Here is an 18,713-nt window from a genome sequence, read left to right as displayed (position 1 = left end):
CCGTACAACAGATTTCACCCCGACTCGACGCGGATGCGATACGCGTCACGAACCCCTCGTCTCGCCGCCGCCCCTGGCACCCGCGGCCTAGCGTCGTGCCATGACCGGCACCGCGCCAACCGCTGCTCCCCGCGACCCGCACTACACGCTGCCCAACGACTGGGATCTCGCCGCCGAACGCCTCGCACTCCTGGGCGCGGCCTACGACCCCCAAAGCATCACTTACGCACAACAACTCGGCATCGGCCCCGGCTCACGCTGCCTGGAGGCCGGAGCGGGCGGCGGATCCTTCGCACGCTGGCTCTGCCGCGAAGTCCTCCCCACCGGCCGTGTGCTCGCCGTCGACGCCGACCCCCGCCACCTGACGGACCTGCCCGGCCACGGCGGCGAAGTCGCCCGGATCGACCTGGTCACCGACGAACTCCCCGTAGCCGCCTTCGATTTCGTCCATACCCGATTCGTGCTGCTGCACATCGCCCAACGAGAAATCGTGCTCGACCGACTCATCCGGGCACTGTCACCCGGCGGCGTACTCCTGCTCGAAGAAGGCGACGGGCTCGGTGTTCGCGACGAAATGCCGGGTGCGTTCGGCGAGCTCTGGCGGGCCTTCGCCCGTTCGACGTAGTCCGCGGGGGCCGATCAATCCTGGGCTCGAAATCTGCCTGCTCACCTGGAGTCGCGCGGCCTCGGCGAGATCCGAGCAGAGGCTGACATCCCCATGTTCCGGGGCGGCTCGGCAATGGCCCGCATGTGGGACCTCACCTGGGTGCAGGCGCGCGAATCCTTGATCGCCCTGGGTGTTTCGCCCGAGGTCATCGCAACCGCGCAGACGGAATTGCGGGACGAACGGCGGTGGTTTTATGCCCCGCCCACGATTCGCGTCCAGGCTGTGCGGCGCTGAACGCGGCCGGGGTCAGACGCGGGTTTCGAGGAGGTGTTCCACGAGGGTGATGAGGGAGTGGAAGCAGGGGGTGCGGTCTCGGGCGTCGAGGCGCATGAGGGGGGTGCCGGCGTCGAGGTCGAGGGCGTCCCGGACCTCGTCGAGGGGGTAGCGGGGGGCGCCTTCGAAGTCGTTGACGGCCACCGCGTACGGGACGCCGCGTTCTTCGAGAATCGAGAGCGATTCGTCGGCGCGGTCGAGGCGGCGGGTGTCGACGAGGACCAGGGCGCCCAGGGCCCCCACGGCCAGGTCTTCCCAGATCGGCACGAAGCGGCGCTGGCCGGGGGTGCCGAAAAGGTACAGGGCCAAACGCGGATTGACGGTGATGCGGCCGAAATCCATGGCGACCGTGGTGGTCGTCTTCCCGGGTAGGCCGGCCATATCGTCGACGCCGACGCTGGCCTCGGTGATCGTCTCCTCGGTGCGCAGCGGCCGGATCTCCGACACACTGCCCACGAACGTGGTCTTCCCGACGCCGAAGTTTCCAGCCACCAGCAGCTTTACGGTGCGGGTGACGGTCTGCGGCACATAGTCGACGACGCGCTCATGCGGAGAGAGCGCGGAGTCCATCGAGTACCTCCTCCAAGAGGGCCTTGCCCGGCAACGTCTCCACGGGGGTGGGGATGGCCAGGTGACCACTGTCCAGCAGATCCGCCACCACGATCTTGACGACCGAGGGTGGCAGGTCCAGATGCGCCGCCAGTTCGGCCAGCGTCAGCACGCCGCGGCGGGCGAGCTGCAGGATCCGGCGCGCGTCCGGAGAGGCGCCGGGGGCCGGATCGGCCACCGCGACAACCAGACTGATCAGATCCAGCGTCCGGGTGGGACGCGATCTGCCGCCGGTGCGCACATACGCCCGGACCAGATCTGGATCGCGCCGCGGCCGACTCATGACCGCGGCAGGTCGTTCCTGGTCCGCGACATACTGCCGAGTTCCCGGCCGACGCGGAGAGCCAGTTCGTTCATGCGGTGCGCGACCAGACTGACGTCCACGTCCTGGGTGGTCGAAACACCCAGCAGCGCACCGGCTCCGGCGGCGGTGATGAAGATCATGCCGTCGGCGTACTCGGTCATGTTCTGGCGCACCGCGTTATCGGCGGTGCCGCCGCAGAATTCCGCCAGCGCCTTGCCGAGGGCACGCAGTCCGGAGGCGGCCGCCGCGAAGCGCTCGGCGTCGTCGATGGTGACGCCGCCGGTGTGCGCGATGCGTAGCCCGTCCTCCGATAGCAGGACGGCGAACCGGACTCCGGGCACTTCGAGATCGTCGAGCAACCAACCCAACCGGTTGATCTCACTCACTGCCGTCGCGGGCGTGCCGGTCACGATGTCATCCCTTCGGAGTGCTCGAACGCGGCCGCTCGACCGCGTTGGGAGCCGCTGTGCCAGGCAGCGGCGATATCGGTGCGCGCGGAACCGGAGTCCGCTTCGACCGCGCGGACGGTGGCCGCCGCGGACACCGACGCGGATCGGCGGCGCCGCTTGGGCAGGCCGCCGGTGGTGAGGTCCTGCGGTACCGATTCCATGGCCACCAGCGTGGGTTCCGGGTCCGGTGCGGGCACCGGGACAGGTACGGGAACGGGGGTCGGCGCGGCGACAACGACCGGTGTGGGCGCGGCCAGCAGCGTCTCGGGGATGAAGACCATGGCACGCATGCCGCCGTACATGTTGGGTCCGTCGACGTAGACGGAGAACCCGTAGCGGCGTGCCAGCGCGGCCACACCCGGGAATCCGACTCGCGGCGTGGGCCCCAGCGCGTGCACATCGACGATCTGGTCGCCGGCCAGCACGCGACGGGTCTCCTCGAGCTGCTCGGGGTTCATCCGCACCCCGGCGTCGTCGATGATCACCGTGATGCCGTGGTGACCCTCCTGGAAACCGATGTCCACGTAGGAGGTCGGCGGCGAGTAGCGCAGCGCGTTGTCGAGCAGGGTCGCGATGGTGTGCACCAGCGGTTCCACCACGCGGCTGATGACCGGGCGGTCCAGCTCGGTGGCACGCACGCGGGTGTAGTCGCGGACACGTCCGGTCGCGCCGCCCACCACATCGGTGAGGGACTGCTGCGGCCAGCGGCGACCGGGCAGACCGCCACAAACGATCACGTAGGACTGCGCCTGACGGATCATCTGCTGCACGGAATGGTCGATGCGGGTGAGGGTTTCGAAGGTCTCGTCATTGCGGTGCTTGCGCAGCGCGGCGCTGAGCACCTGGCTGACGTCCGCGCCCAGGCTCACCACGGAGGCGCCGAAGGCACGCACGGCCGCCGAAGTCGCCTCGCGCGCCGAGCCTTCGACCTGGGTGCGGGCCGAGTCGGCGGCCTCGACGACCGCCATTCGCGACGACTCGCCCGCCTGCGCGATCGCCACCCGGGCGGCCTCTTCGGTCTGGGCGATGCTCAGCTGCGCCATCTCCTCGGTCTGAGCGATGGTGATCTGCGCCATCTCCTCCGACCGTGCGATGGCGAGCTGAGCCATCTCCTCGGCCTGTGCCACGGCGGTCTGCCGTTCGGACTCGACCGTAGCCAGCGCGAGCTGGGTCTCGGTCTCGCCCTCGCGGCGGACCCGGTCACGGGTCTCGGTGGCGACCTTCAGCAACTCTTCGCCGCAGCGGGCGGTCCACTGCCACACCAGTTCCGCGATGCGCGTGCGCTCCAGCACGATGGGCAGGTCAACGGTCGGATTGTCGGGATCCGAGCGTCTTACGGCGGCTCCGATGGCGGGCAGCACATTGTCGGTCAGATTCGCGATCATGTCCTCGACGGCGGCATCGCGGTCGACCTGCTCGGCAAGCAAGGCGGCAACCCGCTCGCGCTCGGCGCGCAAGGCGCGCCACAGCAGGAAAAGCCCGACCGCGGCGAGTAGTAGCGCGGCGGCAAGAACCCAGGAAAGCAGTACGGCAGTGTCTTGATTCATCAATTCTCTTGTCGTCCGACCGATCCTGAAATCGGCGGAGCCACCATAGCAGAATCCTCTGTCTCCCCGAACCTTTCGGTATCGGTGAGCAAACCGCAACTCGAACCGACTGCGCCTGTCGTCATTTCGGTGGGATTCGCACCGCGAACCCTCGCTCCGGAAGATCTCGCCCGGTGCGGCGGTCCCAGCCCGAGGTCCACGCACCGCGAGCTGGTCACCCGACCACCAGCCATGTCCGGGCTAACCCGCATCACCGAAACCGTCGAGACCGAGCGGACGCTCAGCCAGCAACCACCCGGCTGCCGGTCACCGCGTCGGCGATCCAGGGCAGGAGGGCGTCGCGAACCTCGATGCGGCGGGGCAGCAGGCCGTTGGTGGCGAGCAGGTCGGCGGCGTGCTGTTGTTCGTCGAGGAATTCGGTGGTCACGGGGCCCAGACCGAAGGGGCGGCCGCGCAGGGCGGCTTCCCAGGCGTCGAGATCGGCGGTGCCGCCGCGGGACACTAGGTCGTCGACGAAGTATTGCGCTGCGGCACGTGGGTTCTCGGCGATCCAGGCGTCGGATTCCTGCAGGGCGGCGATGATCGCCTCCAGCTCGGGGCGGTGTGCCTCGGCGAAATCGCGGCGGGTGAACCACAGCGACGGGTGGCTGAACACGGTCTCGGTGTCGACCAGCGTGCGCAGTGCGACAGCCGATTCCAGGGCGGCCAGCGCGGGATACGCGCCGACCCACGCGTCGAGGTCCCCGGCGCGCAGCAGTTGAGCGCCGTCATGGATGTCGGTGTCGACCGGTTCGATATCGGCCCAGCCGAGTCCGGCGCGTTCGAGGGCGAACAGCAGCAGCGTGGTCTGCCAGGAGCCGTGGGCGATCCCGACCCGCTTGCCGCGCAGGTCGGCGACCGTCTCGAGGCCGCTGTCGGCGAGGGTGACGAGGCGGCCGTTCTCGATACGCGGACCCGAGATGCCGATGTAGACGATGTCGCGGCCGTTGCCCAGGGCGGTGATGGGCGGGGTGAAACCGGTGCCGATGACGTCGTAGCCGCCGTCGGTGAACAGCCAGTCCGAATGCTGGGACGGCAGTGCGGATTTCACGTCGACCGGCTCCGGCTTGGGCAGCGCTCGCAGGTCGACCCATTCCACGTCGGGCAGGGCGCGCTCGAGGATGCCTCGATGACGCAGGACGAACAGCGAATTGTTGTGCGGGAAGTAGCCGACGCGGATGCTCATGAAATCTCCTGGTGTACGTGAATTGCCGGGTGGTTGTGGGGAATGTCGTCGTGCGCAATTCCGTCGGGTGCGGTCAGCCGGGAACGGCCCAGTAGCGGCAGCACCTCCTCGCCGACGCGATATGCCTCCTCCAGGTGCGGGTTTCCGGCCAGGATGAAGGCGTCCACGCCGAGGTCGATCAGTTCGTCGAGGCGCTGGGCGACCTGTTCGTAGCTGCCCACCAGCCCGAAGGCCGGGCCGCCGCGAATCAGGCTGAAGCCGCACCAGACATTGGGCTGGACTTCGAGATCCCGGTAGCCGGTAATGGTTTCGGGCACCCAGCCCTGGATGCGGGCCGCGCCGACCGAATCGCCCGCCGCGGCGCGGTTGGCGGCGTCGCGGTCGACGAAGGCCCAGCCCTTCTCGATCTCGGCCCAGGCGGCTTCCTCGGTATGGCGGGCGACGATGTCGATGCGGACGGCGAATTTCGGTGTGCGGCCGCTGTGTTCGGCGCGGGCGCGGACGCCGTCGAATTTGGTTCGGAGATCAGCGAAGGATTCCAGCCAGGACAGGTAGTAGTCGGCGTGCCGGCCGGCGGCCTGGACTGCGGCAGGTGAGGAGCCGGAGAAGTACACCTCCGGGAACGGCTGGCCCGCCAGCTGCGGCGGTAGCGCCGCGCCTTCGGTATGGAAGAACCGGCCCCGATGATCGAAGGGCTCGCCGTCCCACACGCCGCGCAGCACGTCGAGGAATTCGCTGGTGCGGGCGTAGCGGTCGTCGTGGGAAACCTTGTCGCCCCACCACAGTTGGGCCGGTCCCCCGCCGCCGCTGATGATGTTGTAGACGAGTCGGCCGCCGGTGGCGCGCTGCAGGCTCGCCGACATGCGGGCGGCCTGCACCGGGTGCAGGAAGCCGGGTTGGAAGGCGACCATGAACCGGTAGGTGGTGGTCTCACGCGCCAAGGCGGCGGCCACCGCCCACGGGTCCTCGGTGATCGGGAACGACGGCAGCAGCCCGCCCAGGAATCCGGCGGACTCCGAGGCTCGGGCGACGGCGGCCGCGTGATCGACATAGCTGTAGCCGTCGAGTGCGCCGTCCCGGATGGCCGGGGCGATATTGCCCGGACCGTAGCCGCCGGCGTGGCCGCGGTTGTAGCGGCGTGGGGTGCGCAGGGAGGCGTGATCGCCTTCCATGCCGATGCGCCAATAGATGTCGATAGTCATGCGGTGGTCTCCTGCAGGGTGCGGCCGGTGGGGTCGACGCGGAACAGCAGGTGTTCACCGGCCCGGTAGAGCTCCTCGATGTGCGGGTGGCCCGAGAGCACGACGGTGTCGATGCCGAGGTCGGTGTAGCTTCGAAGCCGTTGAGCCACCTGCTCGTAGCTGCCGATCAGCCCGACGGGCTGTGGGTAGCCGAGGTGGGTGAAGCCCGACCAGCGGCCGTCGCCCAGATCCAGCGAGTGGGGGTCCGGGCCGTCGGGATGCAGTTCGTGCCATTGCCTTTCGACGCGAGCCCACGCCTCGGATTCGGTCTCGCGGGCGATCACCGGCACCTCGATGCCCGCGCGCACGGTGCGCCCGGCCGCGGTGGCCTGTTCGCGCAATCGCGCGAGAGGCTCGTGGACCCCTTGCGCCGATTCGGTGAAGACGTGCACGTCCGCGTGGTGGGCCGAGAGTTCGAGGGCCGCTGCGGAAGCACCGCTGAGATAGACCGTAGGGAATGGGAGGCCCGACAGGATGCCCCGGAATCCGCCATTGCCGACCTCGTAGTATTCGCCCTCGAAGTCGAATCCGGTGCCGGCGAAACCGGCCGGGGCGACCGCGTTCTCGTTCCAGACACCGCGCGCCACCGTCAGGAATTCCGCGGCTCGCGCGTAGCGGTCGTTACCCGCGAGCACGTCCCCGCGCCGCCGCGCCTCCTCCGGATCGGTCTCCACCGCCAGATGCCAGCCCAGCCGTCCCGCCGAAAGTCGTTGCAGCGTGGCCGAAACCTTGGCCGCGTACACGGGTGTGCCGAAACCGGGATGGAATTCGACGATCACCCGCGCATGCCGGGTCGCCCGCAGCGCGCCGCCCGCGACGATCCACGACTCCTCGCCCGCGGGATCGTAGGGTGCGAGAACCCCGTCCGCGCCGACCAGTTCGGCCGCGTTCACGACCTGGTGCACCTGGTCGAATGGCCCGAACCGGCCGGACTCGCCGCGCCTGCGCAGGGCGGGCTCGGCACGACGGCCGTCCGGGCGGGTAGGCAGCCGCCACACGAATTCGGTCATGCCGCCGCCGATCCGGCGGCGACGAGGGCGCGGGCTTGGGCGAGGGGTTCCGGGGCGACCCAGGATTCGAGGTCGAAGTCGGTCGGCAGGAAGCCGTGGGTGTAGAGGAATTGCTTCTGGACCGCGAGCAGGTGCAGACGTTCCTCGTCCAGGGACGGGTGCAGGCCGAGGTGGAAGTCGGGACCGTAGGCGGCGGTGACACCTTCAGGGCCGGAAAGGGTTTCGCGCTGCAGCACCGCGGCGGCGTCATCGTGGTGGGTGGTGGCCCAGTCGGCGGCGCGCAGGGTTTGGGCGAGGAAACCGGTGACGAGGTCGGGGCGGGTGTCGAGTAGGTGCTGGTGGACCGTCAGCGGGCGCGGGGTGCCGTTGTTGACGCGCAGGCGCTTGGCGGGAGTGGCATCGAGGTCGACGGCAACACGTAGGCCGTGCGCGGCGGCGACCTCCTGGGCGCGGGCGCCCTTGACGTAGATTGCGTCGACCGTGCCGTCGAGAAGTTGTTCGACGCCCCAGGTGACGCTCCGATCACGGGACTGGATCTCGGTGCGCACCTGCGGGTTCGGCTCCACGGCGAGTTCGGTCACGCGGACATCGGCGAGGGTCAGGCCGCCAAGGCGCAGGGCGTTGGCGAAGCCGTGCAGGGCCATGGCGCGCGGGAAACTGCGGGCCTGATCTCGGGCCCAAGCGGGGATGCCGACCCTCAGCCCTGCGAGTTCGGCGGGCGTCGAGACCTGCGAATTCGGGCCCACCACAATGGCTTGCGCCTCGTCGATCCAGGTCAGGCCGATGAGGCGGGTGGGTGAGCCATTGGCGCGGGCCGCCAGGGCGGGCACGTTGCCGCCCTCGCGGATCAGGCCGGGCAGGTCGTGGTCGAAGTGGCGGACGGCGAGTTCGGGTCCGGCGTCCTGCAGGACGCCGAAGGTCAGGCCGTGGCGTTCGGCGTCCTCGCCGAGCCAGCCCAGGCTGTGGGCCAGGCCGCTGGCGGTCGGCACCGGGCAGCGGGTGTACCAGAGGGTGTCGGTCATGGTGTGCTCCTGGGGTTGTCGATGCCGGTGGGGCCGACGCCGAGCTGGGCGAGGAACGCGGACTGGTAGCGCAGCGCGGCCGGGTCGGTGCGGTCGCGCGGGTGGGGCAGGTCGATGACCTGGTCGACGGCGAAGCGGCCGCGGTCGAGGATGAGCACCCGGTCGGCCAGGCGGATCGCCTCGTCGACGTCGTGGGTGACCATGAGCACGGCCGGGCGGTGGCGGGCCACCAGGTCGCCGACCAGGTCCTGCATGCGCAGCCGGGTGAGGGCATCGAGCGCGGCGAAGGGTTCGTCGAGCAACAGCAGGTCGGGTTCGCGGACCAGGGCGCGGGCCAGCGCGGCACGCTGGGCCTCGCCGCCGGAGAGGGTGGCGGGCCATTGGCGGGCCTTGCCGTCGAGGTGCACCTCGGCCAGGGCGCGCAGTCCGGCCGCGCGGCTCTCGCGCGAACGGCGTTGCCCGATAGTGACATTCGCGAGCACGCGTTTGGACGGGACCAGGCGGGGTTCCTGGTAGACGGTGGTGCGGGCGGGCGGGACCAGCACCGTGCCCGAGTCGGGCTGTTCAAGGCCGGTCAGCAAGCGCAGCAGGGTTGTCTTGCCGGTACCGCTGGGGCCGAGCAGCACCACGAATTCGCCGCGGCGGATACTCAGGTCGACGCCGTCGAGAATCACCTTGTCGCCGAAGGATTTCCGCAGTCCGGTGAGTGATACCGCGAGCGCGTCGGTCATCGCAGGGCCACCTGTCGCCGCCACGGCATGGCGAAGCGTTCCACCAGGCGGACCGCGCCGTCGAAGACCAGGCCGAGCAGCGCGTAGAGCACCACGCACAGCACCATGTAGTCGGTTCGGTTGTATTCCTGCGCGAGGGTCACCAGATAGCCGACGCCCTCGGTGGTGCCGACCTGTTCGGCGGCGATCAGCCCGGTGATGCTGATGGACAGGCACACTCGCAAGGCCATGAGCACACTTGGCAACGCGGCGGGCAGGATCACCTCGAGGACCAGCCGGGGCCCGGTGAGCCCGAACCCGCGCGCGGCCTCCACCAGCTTGCGGTCGACATTGCGCACACCCAGGTAGGTGTAGGCATACATCGGTGCGATAGTCGCGACCGCGATCAGCAGCACCTTGTACAGCTCGTCGATACCGAACCAGGCGATGAACAGCGGCACCAGCGCCAGGAACGGGACCGCGCGCACGATCTGCAGCGTGGAATCCACCAATTCCTCACCAAGGGTGGACAGTCCGGCGACCAGGCCGAGCCCCAGCCCGGCCCCCACCCCCAGCGCGACTCCGAGCGCGGCGCGGGTGAACGAGGCCGCCGCGAAGTCGGCCAGCTGGCCACTGCGCGCGAGCTCGGTCAGCGCCGACCACACCTTGGGCGGACCGGCCAGCACCTGCGGGGACAGGGCACCGGTCGCCGAGCCGATCCACCACGCGGCGATGAGCAAGGCGGGCAGTAGGAATCGCAGCGGCACGGAAAGCCAAGCGGGCCTGCGCCGTTCGACACGCAGGCGCGGCGGGGCCAGCCCGGGCGTACTCGTCGCGTCCGCGTCGGCGTGCGCGGCGGTCCCGGCCGGGGCGTCCACGACGCCCGCCACGTCCGCACCGATTGGGTCGACGGTGGCCTGTGCGTCGGTGATGCCTGCCACGTCCGCAGGGATGCTCTCGACGGACGCGAGGACTTCGGCCGATCCACCGGCCTCGCCCCCGAGGTCGGTAGTGCCGGAATGTGCTGCGGCGCTTGCCCCGGGCGCGCTTTGCGCCGGGAGTGTTGCCCGAGTGGCGGAAGAGGCGGTCATGTCAGCTCCCGGGCTGCAGTCCGGTCAGCTGTTCGGAGCTGAGCTTGGACTTCAGGTCGTAGAAGATGTCGGCGGCGGTGATGTCGCGGCCGATGACGCCGTTGTCGCGGAACAGCGTGACGATGCTCGCGAGATCGGCGGCGTCGGAGTCGGTGGGCAGGTGCGGCACGGTGGCCTGACTGCCGAGGCGGATCGCATCGGCGAGGCGGTCGCCGCTCAGCGCGCGGGGACCGGTCTTGTCGAAAACGTTCTGGAAGTCAGCGGGATTGGCGCGCTGCTGGGTGACCAGTTGCTGCACGGTCTGCAGGAACTTGGCCGCGACATCCGGATGCTTGTCGGCGACCTCGGTGCGGAAGACGAACACCGAGTTGTCCTTGGAGCCGATGGACGCCTCGGTGGCGATCTCGCGGCCGCCATTGGCCTTGGCCTCCTGGTAGGGCACCAGGAACGAGGCCCAGGCGTCGACCTTGCCGGTGGCGAACGCGGTGGCGGCGTCCTTCTGCTGCAACGGAACTCGGGTCACCTTGTCGGCGGGCACGCCCGCTTGGGCCAGCGCCCGCAGCAGAATGTATTCGCCCTTGCCCGCCGGATTCACCGCGACGCGCTTACCCGCCAGATCGGCGACCGAGGCGATCCCGGAGCCCGCAGCGGCCAGGATGCCGCTCTGATCCTTGCCCGCCGGATCCGACACCGACACGATGCGCACGGCGACGTCCTTGGACAGCGCGCCTACCACCGGACTGAACGCGGCGTCGGAGACGTCGAGTTCTCTCGTGTTGAACAGCTTGAGCATGGAGCTGAAACCCGGTGTGGTGGTGACCCATTCGACGCGGGCGTGCAACGGTGCGAGGGCCTTGTCGAAGGTACCGTCGCGTTTGCCGACGGCCATCGGCCCGGCATTGCCGGGATCGACGACCTTGAGCACCAGCTCGGACCCGCCCGCGTCGGTGGAGGCGGAGCCACACGCGGCGACCAGGGCGACGACGGGAGCCAAGACGAGGGCGTAACGCCAACGGCGTGGCCGGCGCGTGCGGAACATGGTGGGGCACCTCTTCCGTTCGGAACTGTCCAACGATGCTCTGGGACAGTAGGGATCGCGACCGGCCGCGGCGAGGGAATGCTTTCCGAGGATCGGAAGGGTTGACACGGATTGTTCGAAGACGTTATGGCCGTTTCGCGTTCCGCTTTCCAAATAGTGGAAAGCTGATGGCTTGGCGCTGTGCTAGCGTCCGAGCCGTGGAAGCCCCCGGAGTGCAGACCGTCGCCCGTGCCCTGTCGGTGCTCGACTGTTTCCGGGACGGTGAATGGCGCGGGGTCTCGGAAGTGGCGCGGCAGCAGGGGCTCGCGGTGAGCACCACGCATCGACTGCTGACCGCGCTGGTGCAGGCCGGATTCCTCGACAAGCACGACGATTCCGGTCGCTACCGCATGGGCGGCGCGCTCGCCGAATACGGTCAGATCGCCTACCGCCAGCACCGGATCTATCTGGCCGAGCCCGCGCTCGAACAGCTCGCGGCTACCACCGGTGCCAGCGCCTCACTGGCCTCGCGCCACAGCATTCACGCGGTATTGCTGGCCACCAGCCGCTGGCGTGACACCGACGGGCACCGGCTGCAGGGGGTGCGACTGCCGCTGCACGCGAGCGCGCTCGGCAAGACCCTGCTGGCGTGGAACGACGCCTCCGACACCGAACTCGAGGCGCTTCCCTACGACGAGGGCACCGACCGATCCGTCTCCACCGCAGCCGAATTGCGGCGCGAGCTGACCATCACCCGGGAGCACGGCTACGCCTACAACGACGAGGAACTCGATCCGGGCTTCCGCACGCTGGCCGTCCCCATCCTGATCCCCGACACCCCCGTCCGATTCGCCTTGGGGCTGCGCGGACCGACCACCCTGATGGTCCCCGAGCGCCTGCCCTTCCTGGTCGATCTGGCCCGGGTGACAGCCGCCGACATCGCGGCCCGCTTCGCTACCGGCTGAACTTGCCCGCCATCGGCGGGTCCTGCTGCGCCAATGCGGTAGCGGAACAACATTTTTCATCGCAATCGAGTGGCAGCCGACGACCGGATGCTGACAGCATGGGCGGCATGCGTGAACACAGGCTCGGAGACGGTTTGACGGTGTCGGCCGTGGGACTCGGCTGCATGGGCTTCTCCCAGGGATACGGTGCCGCCGACGACGCGGAATCGACCGCGGCCATCCGCGCCGCCGTCGACGCGGGAATCACCTTGTTCGACACCGCCATGAGCTACGGGCGCGGCCACAACGAACAGCTCGTCGGCCAGGCGCTCGCCGGGACCGACGTCCACATCGCAACGAAATTCGGCATCATCCGCACCGAGGCCGGTGTCGGCCTCGACGGCAAGCCCGAGCACGTGGCCGGCTACTGCGACGCCTCGCTGCAGCGGCTCGGCCGCGACATCATCGACGTGTACTACCTGCACCGCATCGACCCCGAGGTCCCGGTCGCCGAAACCATCGGCGCCATGGCCGAATTGGTCACCGCGGGCAAGGTCCGCCACCTCGGCATCTCCGAAGCCACCCCCGCCCAGCTCCGCGAAGCGGTGTCGGCTCACCCCATCGCCGCCGTTCAATTCGAATGGTCGATGCTCTGGCGCGAACCCGAACACGACATCATTCCCACAGCCCGCGAACTAGGCGTAGGCATCGTCCCCTACAGCCCCCTCGGCCGCGGCCTCCTCACCGCCACCCTCGACTCGAGCACCGTCGCCACCAGCGACTTCCGCCGCAACGACCCCCGCTTCCAAGGCGACCACCTCACCGACAACCTCACCCAGGTAGCCGCCCTCCGCGACCTCGCCACCCGCCTCGGCATCACCGCCGGCCAGCTGGCCCTGGCCTGGCTCCTCGCTCAGGGCCCCGACGTAGTCCCCATCCCCGGCACCCGGCACGCCTCCCGAATCCTCGAAAACGCCACCGCCGCAACCGTTGACCTGACCCCCGAGGACCTCGCCGAACTCGAGAAGCTGGTCCCCGCCGACGGCTGGTCCGGCGACCGCACCTCCTTCGCCGTCCCCTCCACCACCCGCACCACCTAGCCGAATCCGTAGGCCGTCGAGTGGCGGAATCTAGGGTATCGGGATGGAACTGGATCGGATCACCGAGCAGCAGGATCGGTCGGCGACCTTCGAGTTGATTCGGGAGCTTGCCGATCCTGGCGTCGGAGAACCGGAGCGGTGGGAGATCGTTTACGCGCTGGCGCAGGTCAAGGACCCGCGCGCGGTGGTGCCGTTGGGCCGGATCGGGCTGGACCTGGATCGGCCGGTCGAGGTGCGGCGGGCGGCGTTGCGGGCGTTGGAGGACTCCGAGATGTTCCCGGAGGGGGCCGAATTGCGCGCCTGGTGGGAAAACGGGGATGACGTAGTGCGTGCCAGCGTGCTGCGAGAGGCTGCTCGCGGGGAAGCCGACCTGCTCGAACCGGTTCTGCGCGACCCGAACCACGTCCTGCATCGGTACGCGCTGATCGGCATCGGCGCCACCTTTGAGGAACCGCACTGGCAGCAGTACTCGATTGCCGCCCTCGACCACCCCGACCCAGCGATCAGGCGGACCGTGGCCTATCAGCTGGGCTGGGACGAACCGGTGGCTGCCGAGCCGGGCCTGCACCGGGCCGCCACCGAAAGCAACACCGAGGTCGCTTGTGCCGCAATCGATTCGCTGCGTTACTACAGCAGCCGGGCCACGCTGCGGTTGTTGCACGAGCTCGCCCGGGGCGACGACGCTCGAGCGGACGCGGCACGAGATGCCGCGGCCGGACTGCTCAGCGATTTCGAGGATCATCGGTCGGGACTCGAGCAGTGGCTCGAACCGGTCGCCGACCTACTCGGCCCGACCGTACCCGATGCCGCGCCGACGCCCGGGCAGCCGGCACCGCGGTGGTCCAAACCCGCCGCGCCGTCGAGCGCGGAGATATTCGCCATGTACTCCGATCCCGACGGCCCGTGGCAGCCGAAACTGGCTGCCCTGCACAGCGGCCACCCCCACCACGACCACTGGAGCGAGATACCTGCCGCTGACCGCTCCGCCCTGGCGGCCTTTCTGTCCGGCCACCCGGATCCTCAGGTGCGGTCAGGGTGCTGCCGTGCATTATCGAGCTGGAACGAGGTGGATGCACTGCTCACCCTGACCCAGGACCCGCACGAAGTCGTCCGCAAATCCGCGGTCTACGACTTGCGATTCGTGCGTCCTTCCCCCGAGATCGCCACGCTCACCTGGGATCTGATCCTTTCCGGGGAGGTCGCCAGCACCCGCGGACGGGAAGCACTGGCCACCTGCGCCGCCCACACCCCACCCGGCGAACTCGACGACCGCCTGATCGAGTTGGCGCGCAACGACCTTCGGGAAAGCGTCCGCGTCGAGGCGGTGCGCCTCCTCGGCGACCACATCGAACCACTACTGCCCCTGCTCGCGGAACCGCCGCTACTAACCTGGGCGGTGCACACCCACGTCCTGTATGGCTGCCAAGCCTCCGGCCACACGCCACCCGCCGCCAACGCCCTACGCGGCGTCGACAACCTGCACATGGCAGCAGCCTTGGCCAGTCTCGCCGACCGATAATCACATCGCCTTTCCGACCTCGATGGGCGCGAGCTCGCTCCGGTTCGGGGTTGGTAGCCTGCGATGATGGGGAGCGAAGCGAAATCTGTTACCTGGCTGGAGGATACGCGGTGGTCGTATGACAGCGTGGCTGAGAGTTACGGGGATCTGACGCGTCATCTGCTGGATGAAACACCTGACGAGCGGGCTGTGCTGGCGTCGTTCGCGGATCTGGTGCGGGGTCGGGGCGAGGTCGCCGATGTGGGATGTGGGACAGGCAGGATTGCCGGTCATTTGAGTCGGCTGGGCGTCGATGTGTTCGGAATCGACTTGTCGCCGGCCATGATCGAGGTGGCTCGGCGCGATCATCCCGGCATTCGGTTCGAGGTCGGCTCCATGACGGAACTTGCGCTGCCCGATGCCTCGGTGGCGGGGCTGCTCGCGTGGTATTCGCTAATCCACATCCCGGATGACGAGATCGGTGCGGTCCTCGCGCATTTCCAGCGCGTGCTGCCGCCCGGCGGGCCGCTGCTGCTCGGCTTCCACGTCGGAGACGAGTCGCAGCTGCTCAGCCAGGGCTATGGCGGGCACCCGATCAACCTTCATGTTCATCGTCGCCCGGTCAACCGCATGTGTACCTGGCTCGAGGACGCCGGTTTCACCGTCGAGTCATTCAGAACCCTCACCTCGGCCGAGAGCAAACTCGGGGGAATCATTCTCGCGCGGCGCGGGTGAGCCTCGGCGTCCACTACAGGCCGGGATGCGATCCTCGTCTCACCGGCAGCAGCTAGGACTGTTTCTGTCCTAGCTGGTTCGTAGCGTAAGTGTCGTACGCCGATCCCTGAAACCGCAGGTCAACCAGCGAGAGGACCGACCATGATGCGCACATTCGAAATCGCGGACCGCGCCGACACTTTCGTGCCGCACGCCTTCGCCGAGCACATCGTCGATCTCGGCGAGGTCCGCATGAATTACGTCGTCGAAGGCGACCCGAGCTCACCGGCGCTGTTGCTGGTTCCCGGCAACGGCGACTCCTGGTGGACGTATGAAGAAGCCATTCGCCTGCTGTCCCCCGAATTCCAGGTTTACGCGGTGGACGTACGCGGGCATGGCCGCTCGAGCTGGACGCCCGGTCGCTACAGCATCGACAACGTCGGCGGTGACCTGGTCCGATTCATCGACCTCGTGATCGGCCGCCCGACCTTGGTGGCCGGGAACTCCGCCGGGGGCGTGTTCACCGCGTGGCTCGCCGCCTATGCCAAGCCGGGTCAGATCCGTGCGGTCATTCTCGAGGACCCGCCGCTGTTCACCTCCGAGGCGGCACCGAAGTTCGGGCCGGGCTCGTATCAGGCGGTCGCCCCGCTGTTCGCCGTCCGCGCGAAATGGCTGGGCGATCAATGGTCGATCGGCGACTATGCCGGTTTGATGCGGGCCCTGCCCACCGAATTGCCCGCCGACATGCTCGCCGGAATGAGCGCCATGTTCGGGGAGCGCGACGACGACGCGGTCCCCGACGCGCCGCAGAACCTCCGGGAGTACGACCCCGAATGGGCTCGGGCCTGGGCCGACGACAGCGCGAACACCGGCTGTGACCACGCGAGCATGCTCGCCCACGTCCGCGTGCCGGTCGGGTTCACCCACCATTTCCGCACCATCGATCCCGATACCGGTCGCCTTTTCGGAGCGATCACCGATCCGCAGGCCCAAAGTGCTTGCCGGATCATCGAATCCGCAGGCAACCCGGTCGTCTACATCTCACTGCCGGACGCCGCCCACAGCTTGCACTCCGTCGACCCGAAGCGCTATGTCCAGATCATCACCGAGCTGATCGCGCAGCTGGACGATAGAGCAGAGTCATGAGGCTGAGACCGGCTAGAGCGCCGAGGATTTGGGCCGCGACGAAGGCCGGGACCGAAGCGGGGGCGATGCCGGTGAAGGAGTTGGAGAGCATGCGGCCCAGGGTGAGGGCGGGGTTGGCGAACGAGCCGGAGCTGGTGAACCAGATGGCCGAGCCGATGTAGGTGGAGACGGCGATCGCGGTGGTGGCTTGGCCGCGGCGGGCGGCGGCGAAGCCGACGGCGATGAGGCCTGCGGCGGCCAGCAGCTCGCCGAGCAGGTGGCCGGTGGTCACGCGGTGATGGGTGGCCACTTGCAGTGCGGGACGGTCGAACATGGCGTTGGCCAGCAGCGCTCCGAGCACCGCACCCGCGCATTGCACCGACACGTAGGCGCCGAGTTCGCGGGTGGTCAGGCCGGTGCGGGTGCGGCGGCCGCCGAGCCAATCGGCCAGGGAGACCACGGGATTGAAGTGAGCGCCCGAGATGGGGGCGAAGGCCAGGATGAGGACGGCCAGGCCGAGTGCGCTGGCGGTGGAGTTCTCCAGCAGCTGCAGGCCGATATCGCCCGGCGAGAGTTGCTCCGCGGCGATGCCGGAACCGATCACCACGGCCGCGAGGGCGGCGGTGCCGGCGAATTCCGCGACCAGCCGACGACCCAGCGTCACCGCACCCGGCAGCGGGGCGGTCTGTTCGCGGGCGGGATCGATCAGGTCCTGGTTCGGCACCCAATTACAGTGCCAGACCTGCGCTTTCCCGGGACCCGCCGACGGGAAGATATATCGAATACATTTGGTCGGTTTCGCCGGTCCGGTCAGTCCGTCCCGCCGATGCCCACCTCGGGCAGCCCCTCGGTGATGCGCAGCCGATCGGCCATGGTGGTGAGCAGATTCTGGGATTCCTCACTCAGGTCGAACGCCCGCGTCGAGAGCTCACGCAGGCTGTTGAACTGCAGTCGCGTCAACAGCAGATAGTCCTGCTCGGCGACGGATGCGTGGTCCTCGTCGGCGAAGTAATCGGGGTGCACGCGGAAGAAGCGTGCCAGAGCCAGAATCGTCGCGCCCGACGGGTCGGTGCGAGTGCCCGCGCGCAACTGGCTGAGGTAGGGCTTGGAGATCGGATGGCCCCAGGCGGTCAGCTGGGCGGCCACCTCGGAGTTGGTGCGGGGGCGTTCGCCGGGGCTGGGCACGGCCGCGAAGAGCCGGTTGAGCCGCACCGCGAAGTCCGGGGCGACCGTGGGCGCCGAGTCCCGGGGGGCCGGCGGGGGCACGATGCGGTGCGGGATGCGCTCGTAGAGCCGTTGCAGGGCGGGCTCGTTGAGGGAGGACCGCTCGAGCAGTTCGGCGATGCGGGCCACCAGGTCGGGGGCGTCGGAGCTCATCGGTCCGCCTCCTTGCCGTCGAGGCCGGTCATCCAGCCGTGGTCGCGTTTGAGTCTGGCCCAGCGCTGTTCGACCGCTTTCACCGAGGGGAAGTCGAACAGATGCTGGATCTCGCTGCCGCGCAATCCCATCGCTTTGCCCCACACCAGTCCGCGATCGCGTTCGCTCAGCCCCTCGAGGCGGCTGCGGAAGGCCAGCCGTTCCACCACCGAACCGGCCACATCTTCGGTGGAGGCCAGTACGGCCATCAGGTCCGGGCCGTCCTCGCTCACGATGGACACCGTGCTGACGGCCTGGAACTGGTAGAGATCCCCCGTGCGGCGGCTGCGCCGGAATTGTTCGACGAAGGCCAGCACGCACGCCCCGATGAAATAGCTGGCCAGACTGCTGCCCTGGTCCGGGTCCCACCCGACGCCGTCGATGATGTTGCGGCGGAAGCGTTCCAGCGCGCGGGTGACGGTCTCCTGCACGAAGTCTTCGGCGAAGCGGGTCTCCACCAAGAGTCGCTCCTGCGGGGTGGGCCGCAGCGGCATGCGCTTCTGCTCGGCCACCACGAAAATCCAGCCGCTGCGTATCCACGGCCCGAGCACCGCCAACCCGTGGCGAACCAGTCTGTCCGCCAATAGTTTCCAGGCGAGACCCGTACATCCGGCCTTGCGAACCAGTTCGAAAAGCTCCTGGTCGACCGAATATCTCTCGGGATCGGTCATGTTATAGGTGTCCTCACCCCTGCACCTCCTGCTCGCTGACGAACACGTTATAGCGGGGGCAAACATGGTGCCCCTCTTT

At 68.8% G+C, this 18,713-nt stretch carries 21 protein-coding genes; 7 read left to right on the top strand and 14 right to left on the bottom strand.

The genetic code is table 11. From position 1 onward, the window contains the following. Positions 1-100: 100 nt before the first annotated feature. Both ACFXHA_RS00675 and ACFXHA_RS00670 read left to right on the top strand, forming a co-directional pair. Entirely contained in the window at positions 101-625 is a 525-nt protein-coding gene (locus ACFXHA_RS00675; RefSeq protein ID WP_379351892.1) for a class I SAM-dependent methyltransferase, read from the top strand. Positions 626-739: 114 nt separating this feature from the next. Beyond that, on the top strand, positions 740-901 hold the full coding sequence (locus ACFXHA_RS00670; protein WP_379351891.1) for a hypothetical protein: 162 nt from the start codon (positions 740-742) through the stop codon (positions 899-901). A gap of 12 nt (positions 902-913) precedes the next feature. On the opposite strand, the gene ACFXHA_RS00665 is transcribed toward ACFXHA_RS00670, so the two are convergent. From ACFXHA_RS00665 to ACFXHA_RS00615, 11 genes are all read right to left on the bottom strand, one after another. Beyond that, positions 914-1,510 (bottom strand): ATP/GTP-binding protein, encoded by a 597-nt coding sequence (locus ACFXHA_RS00665; protein ID WP_379351890.1) that lies wholly within the window; start codon positions 1,508-1,510, stop codon positions 914-916. Next, a complete protein-coding gene (locus ACFXHA_RS00660) occupies positions 1,485-1,832 on the bottom strand; it encodes a DUF742 domain-containing protein (protein ID WP_379351889.1) in 348 nt (115 codons plus the stop codon). Before ACFXHA_RS00660 ends, ACFXHA_RS00665 begins: the two co-directional genes overlap by 26 nt. Then, positions 1,829-2,263: a roadblock/LC7 domain-containing protein gene (locus ACFXHA_RS00655; RefSeq protein WP_379351888.1), complete on the bottom strand. Its 435-nt coding sequence runs from the start codon at positions 2,261-2,263 to the stop codon at positions 1,829-1,831. Before ACFXHA_RS00655 ends, ACFXHA_RS00660 begins: the two co-directional genes overlap by 4 nt. Continuing rightward, positions 2,260-3,849: an ATP-binding protein gene (locus ACFXHA_RS00650; protein WP_379351887.1), complete on the bottom strand. Its 1,590-nt coding sequence runs from the start codon at positions 3,847-3,849 to the stop codon at positions 2,260-2,262. Before ACFXHA_RS00650 ends, ACFXHA_RS00655 begins: the two co-directional genes overlap by 4 nt. A 280-nt stretch (positions 3,850-4,129) precedes the next feature. Continuing rightward, a complete protein-coding gene (locus ACFXHA_RS00645) occupies positions 4,130-5,074 on the bottom strand; it encodes an ABC transporter substrate-binding protein (RefSeq protein ID WP_379351886.1) in 945 nt (314 codons plus the stop codon). After that, the gene (locus ACFXHA_RS00640) at positions 5,071-6,276 is read right to left on the bottom strand and encodes an LLM class flavin-dependent oxidoreductase (protein ID WP_379351885.1); all 1,206 of its coding nucleotides are present in this window, start codon (positions 6,274-6,276) and stop codon (positions 5,071-5,073) included. Before ACFXHA_RS00640 ends, ACFXHA_RS00645 begins: the two co-directional genes overlap by 4 nt. Continuing rightward, positions 6,273-7,325, bottom strand: a complete 1,053-nt coding sequence (locus tag ACFXHA_RS00635) for an LLM class flavin-dependent oxidoreductase (protein WP_379351884.1) — start codon at positions 7,323-7,325, stop codon at positions 6,273-6,275. The genes ACFXHA_RS00640 and ACFXHA_RS00635 overlap by 4 nt, the downstream gene beginning before the upstream one ends. Further along, complete coding sequence (locus ACFXHA_RS00630) at positions 7,322-8,347, bottom strand: ABC transporter substrate-binding protein (protein WP_379351883.1); 1,026 nt, start codon at positions 8,345-8,347, stop codon at positions 7,322-7,324. The genes ACFXHA_RS00635 and ACFXHA_RS00630 overlap by 4 nt, the downstream gene beginning before the upstream one ends. Then, entirely contained in the window at positions 8,344-9,078 is a 735-nt protein-coding gene (locus ACFXHA_RS00625) for an ABC transporter ATP-binding protein (protein ID WP_379351882.1), read from the bottom strand. Before ACFXHA_RS00625 ends, ACFXHA_RS00630 begins: the two co-directional genes overlap by 4 nt. Then, on the bottom strand, positions 9,075-9,935 hold the full coding sequence (locus ACFXHA_RS00620; RefSeq protein ID WP_379353391.1) for an ABC transporter permease: 861 nt from the start codon (positions 9,933-9,935) through the stop codon (positions 9,075-9,077). Before ACFXHA_RS00620 ends, ACFXHA_RS00625 begins: the two co-directional genes overlap by 4 nt. A gap of 214 nt (positions 9,936-10,149) precedes the next feature. Continuing rightward, the gene (locus ACFXHA_RS00615; RefSeq protein WP_379351881.1) at positions 10,150-11,187 is read right to left on the bottom strand and encodes an NrtA/SsuA/CpmA family ABC transporter substrate-binding protein; all 1,038 of its coding nucleotides are present in this window, start codon (positions 11,185-11,187) and stop codon (positions 10,150-10,152) included. Between the two features lie 197 nt (positions 11,188-11,384). Here ACFXHA_RS00615 and ACFXHA_RS00610 point away from each other — a divergent pair, with 197 nt between their 5' ends. The 5 genes from ACFXHA_RS00610 to ACFXHA_RS00590 all read left to right on the top strand — a co-directional run bounded on the left by ACFXHA_RS00610 (position 11,385) and on the right by ACFXHA_RS00590 (position 16,568). After that, positions 11,385-12,131: an IclR family transcriptional regulator gene (locus tag ACFXHA_RS00610; protein WP_379351880.1), complete on the top strand. Its 747-nt coding sequence runs from the start codon at positions 11,385-11,387 to the stop codon at positions 12,129-12,131. Between the two features lie 107 nt (positions 12,132-12,238). Further along, entirely contained in the window at positions 12,239-13,210 is a 972-nt protein-coding gene (locus ACFXHA_RS00605) for an aldo/keto reductase (RefSeq protein ID WP_379351879.1), read from the top strand. Positions 13,211-13,253: 43 nt separating this feature from the next. Then, a complete protein-coding gene (locus tag ACFXHA_RS00600; RefSeq protein ID WP_379351878.1) occupies positions 13,254-14,729 on the top strand; it encodes a HEAT repeat domain-containing protein in 1,476 nt (491 codons plus the stop codon). Positions 14,730-14,795: 66 nt separating this feature from the next. Beyond that, positions 14,796-15,443, top strand: a complete 648-nt coding sequence (locus tag ACFXHA_RS00595) for a class I SAM-dependent methyltransferase (protein ID WP_379351877.1) — start codon at positions 14,796-14,798, stop codon at positions 15,441-15,443. A gap of 141 nt (positions 15,444-15,584) precedes the next feature. After that, positions 15,585-16,568: an alpha/beta fold hydrolase gene (locus tag ACFXHA_RS00590; RefSeq protein ID WP_379351876.1), complete on the top strand. Its 984-nt coding sequence runs from the start codon at positions 15,585-15,587 to the stop codon at positions 16,566-16,568. Here ACFXHA_RS00590 and ACFXHA_RS00585 read toward each other — a convergent pair. The 3 genes from ACFXHA_RS00585 to ACFXHA_RS00575 form a co-directional block, all read right to left on the bottom strand. Next, a complete protein-coding gene (locus tag ACFXHA_RS00585) occupies positions 16,525-17,271 on the bottom strand; it encodes an aquaporin (RefSeq protein WP_379351875.1) in 747 nt (248 codons plus the stop codon). The two genes, ACFXHA_RS00590 and ACFXHA_RS00585, sit on opposite strands and share 44 nt — an antisense overlap. Before the next feature lie 86 nt (positions 17,272-17,357). Further along, complete coding sequence (locus ACFXHA_RS00580) at positions 17,358-17,813, bottom strand: helix-turn-helix domain-containing protein (RefSeq protein WP_379353389.1); 456 nt, start codon at positions 17,811-17,813, stop codon at positions 17,358-17,360. Positions 17,814-17,920: 107 nt separating this feature from the next. After that, entirely contained in the window at positions 17,921-18,634 is a 714-nt protein-coding gene (locus ACFXHA_RS00575) for an RNA polymerase sigma factor (protein WP_379351874.1), read from the bottom strand. Positions 18,635-18,713: the final 79 nt, after the last annotated feature.

Source organism: Nocardia sp. NPDC059240, assembly GCF_042753865.1.
Lineage (GTDB): Bacteria > Actinomycetota > Actinomycetes > Mycobacteriales > Mycobacteriaceae > Nocardia.
The sequence above is the reverse complement of the archived record's forward strand: the minus strand, read 5'-3'. Positions and strand labels throughout refer to the sequence as shown.

What these genes read in the sequence shown, in the direction of transcription:
- ACFXHA_RS00640 (WP_379351885.1), bottom strand. Translation starts at nt 6,276, where the DNA reads ATGACTATCGACATCTATTGGCGCATCGGCATGGAAGGCGATCACGCC.
- ACFXHA_RS00615 (WP_379351881.1), bottom strand. Translation starts at nt 11,187, where the DNA reads ATGTTCCGCACGCGCCGGCCACGCCGTTGGCGTTACGCCCTCGTCTTG.
- ACFXHA_RS00665 (WP_379351890.1), bottom strand. Translation starts at nt 1,510, where the DNA reads ATGGACTCCGCGCTCTCTCCGCATGAGCGCGTCGTCGACTATGTGCCG.
- ACFXHA_RS00660 (WP_379351889.1), bottom strand. Translation starts at nt 1,832, where the DNA reads ATGAGTCGGCCGCGGCGCGATCCAGATCTGGTCCGGGCGTATGTGCGC.
- ACFXHA_RS00635 (WP_379351884.1), bottom strand. Translation starts at nt 7,325, where the DNA reads ATGACCGAATTCGTGTGGCGGCTGCCTACCCGCCCGGACGGCCGTCGT.
- ACFXHA_RS00595 (WP_379351877.1), top strand. Translation starts at nt 14,796, where the DNA reads ATGGGGAGCGAAGCGAAATCTGTTACCTGGCTGGAGGATACGCGGTGG.
- ACFXHA_RS00590 (WP_379351876.1), top strand. Translation starts at nt 15,585, where the DNA reads ATGATGCGCACATTCGAAATCGCGGACCGCGCCGACACTTTCGTGCCG.
- ACFXHA_RS00625 (WP_379351882.1), bottom strand. Translation starts at nt 9,078, where the DNA reads ATGACCGACGCGCTCGCGGTATCACTCACCGGACTGCGGAAATCCTTC.
- ACFXHA_RS00670 (WP_379351891.1), top strand. Translation starts at nt 740, where the DNA reads ATGGCCCGCATGTGGGACCTCACCTGGGTGCAGGCGCGCGAATCCTTG.
- ACFXHA_RS00650 (WP_379351887.1), bottom strand. Translation starts at nt 3,849, where the DNA reads ATGAATCAAGACACTGCCGTACTGCTTTCCTGGGTTCTTGCCGCCGCG.
- ACFXHA_RS00630 (WP_379351883.1), bottom strand. Translation starts at nt 8,347, where the DNA reads ATGACCGACACCCTCTGGTACACCCGCTGCCCGGTGCCGACCGCCAGC.
- ACFXHA_RS00600 (WP_379351878.1), top strand. Translation starts at nt 13,254, where the DNA reads ATGGAACTGGATCGGATCACCGAGCAGCAGGATCGGTCGGCGACCTTC.
- ACFXHA_RS00575 (WP_379351874.1), bottom strand. Translation starts at nt 18,634, where the DNA reads ATGACCGATCCCGAGAGATATTCGGTCGACCAGGAGCTTTTCGAACTG.
- ACFXHA_RS00675 (WP_379351892.1), top strand. Translation starts at nt 101, where the DNA reads ATGACCGGCACCGCGCCAACCGCTGCTCCCCGCGACCCGCACTACACG.
- ACFXHA_RS00645 (WP_379351886.1), bottom strand. Translation starts at nt 5,074, where the DNA reads ATGAGCATCCGCGTCGGCTACTTCCCGCACAACAATTCGCTGTTCGTC.
- ACFXHA_RS00605 (WP_379351879.1), top strand. Translation starts at nt 12,239, where the DNA reads ATGCGTGAACACAGGCTCGGAGACGGTTTGACGGTGTCGGCCGTGGGA.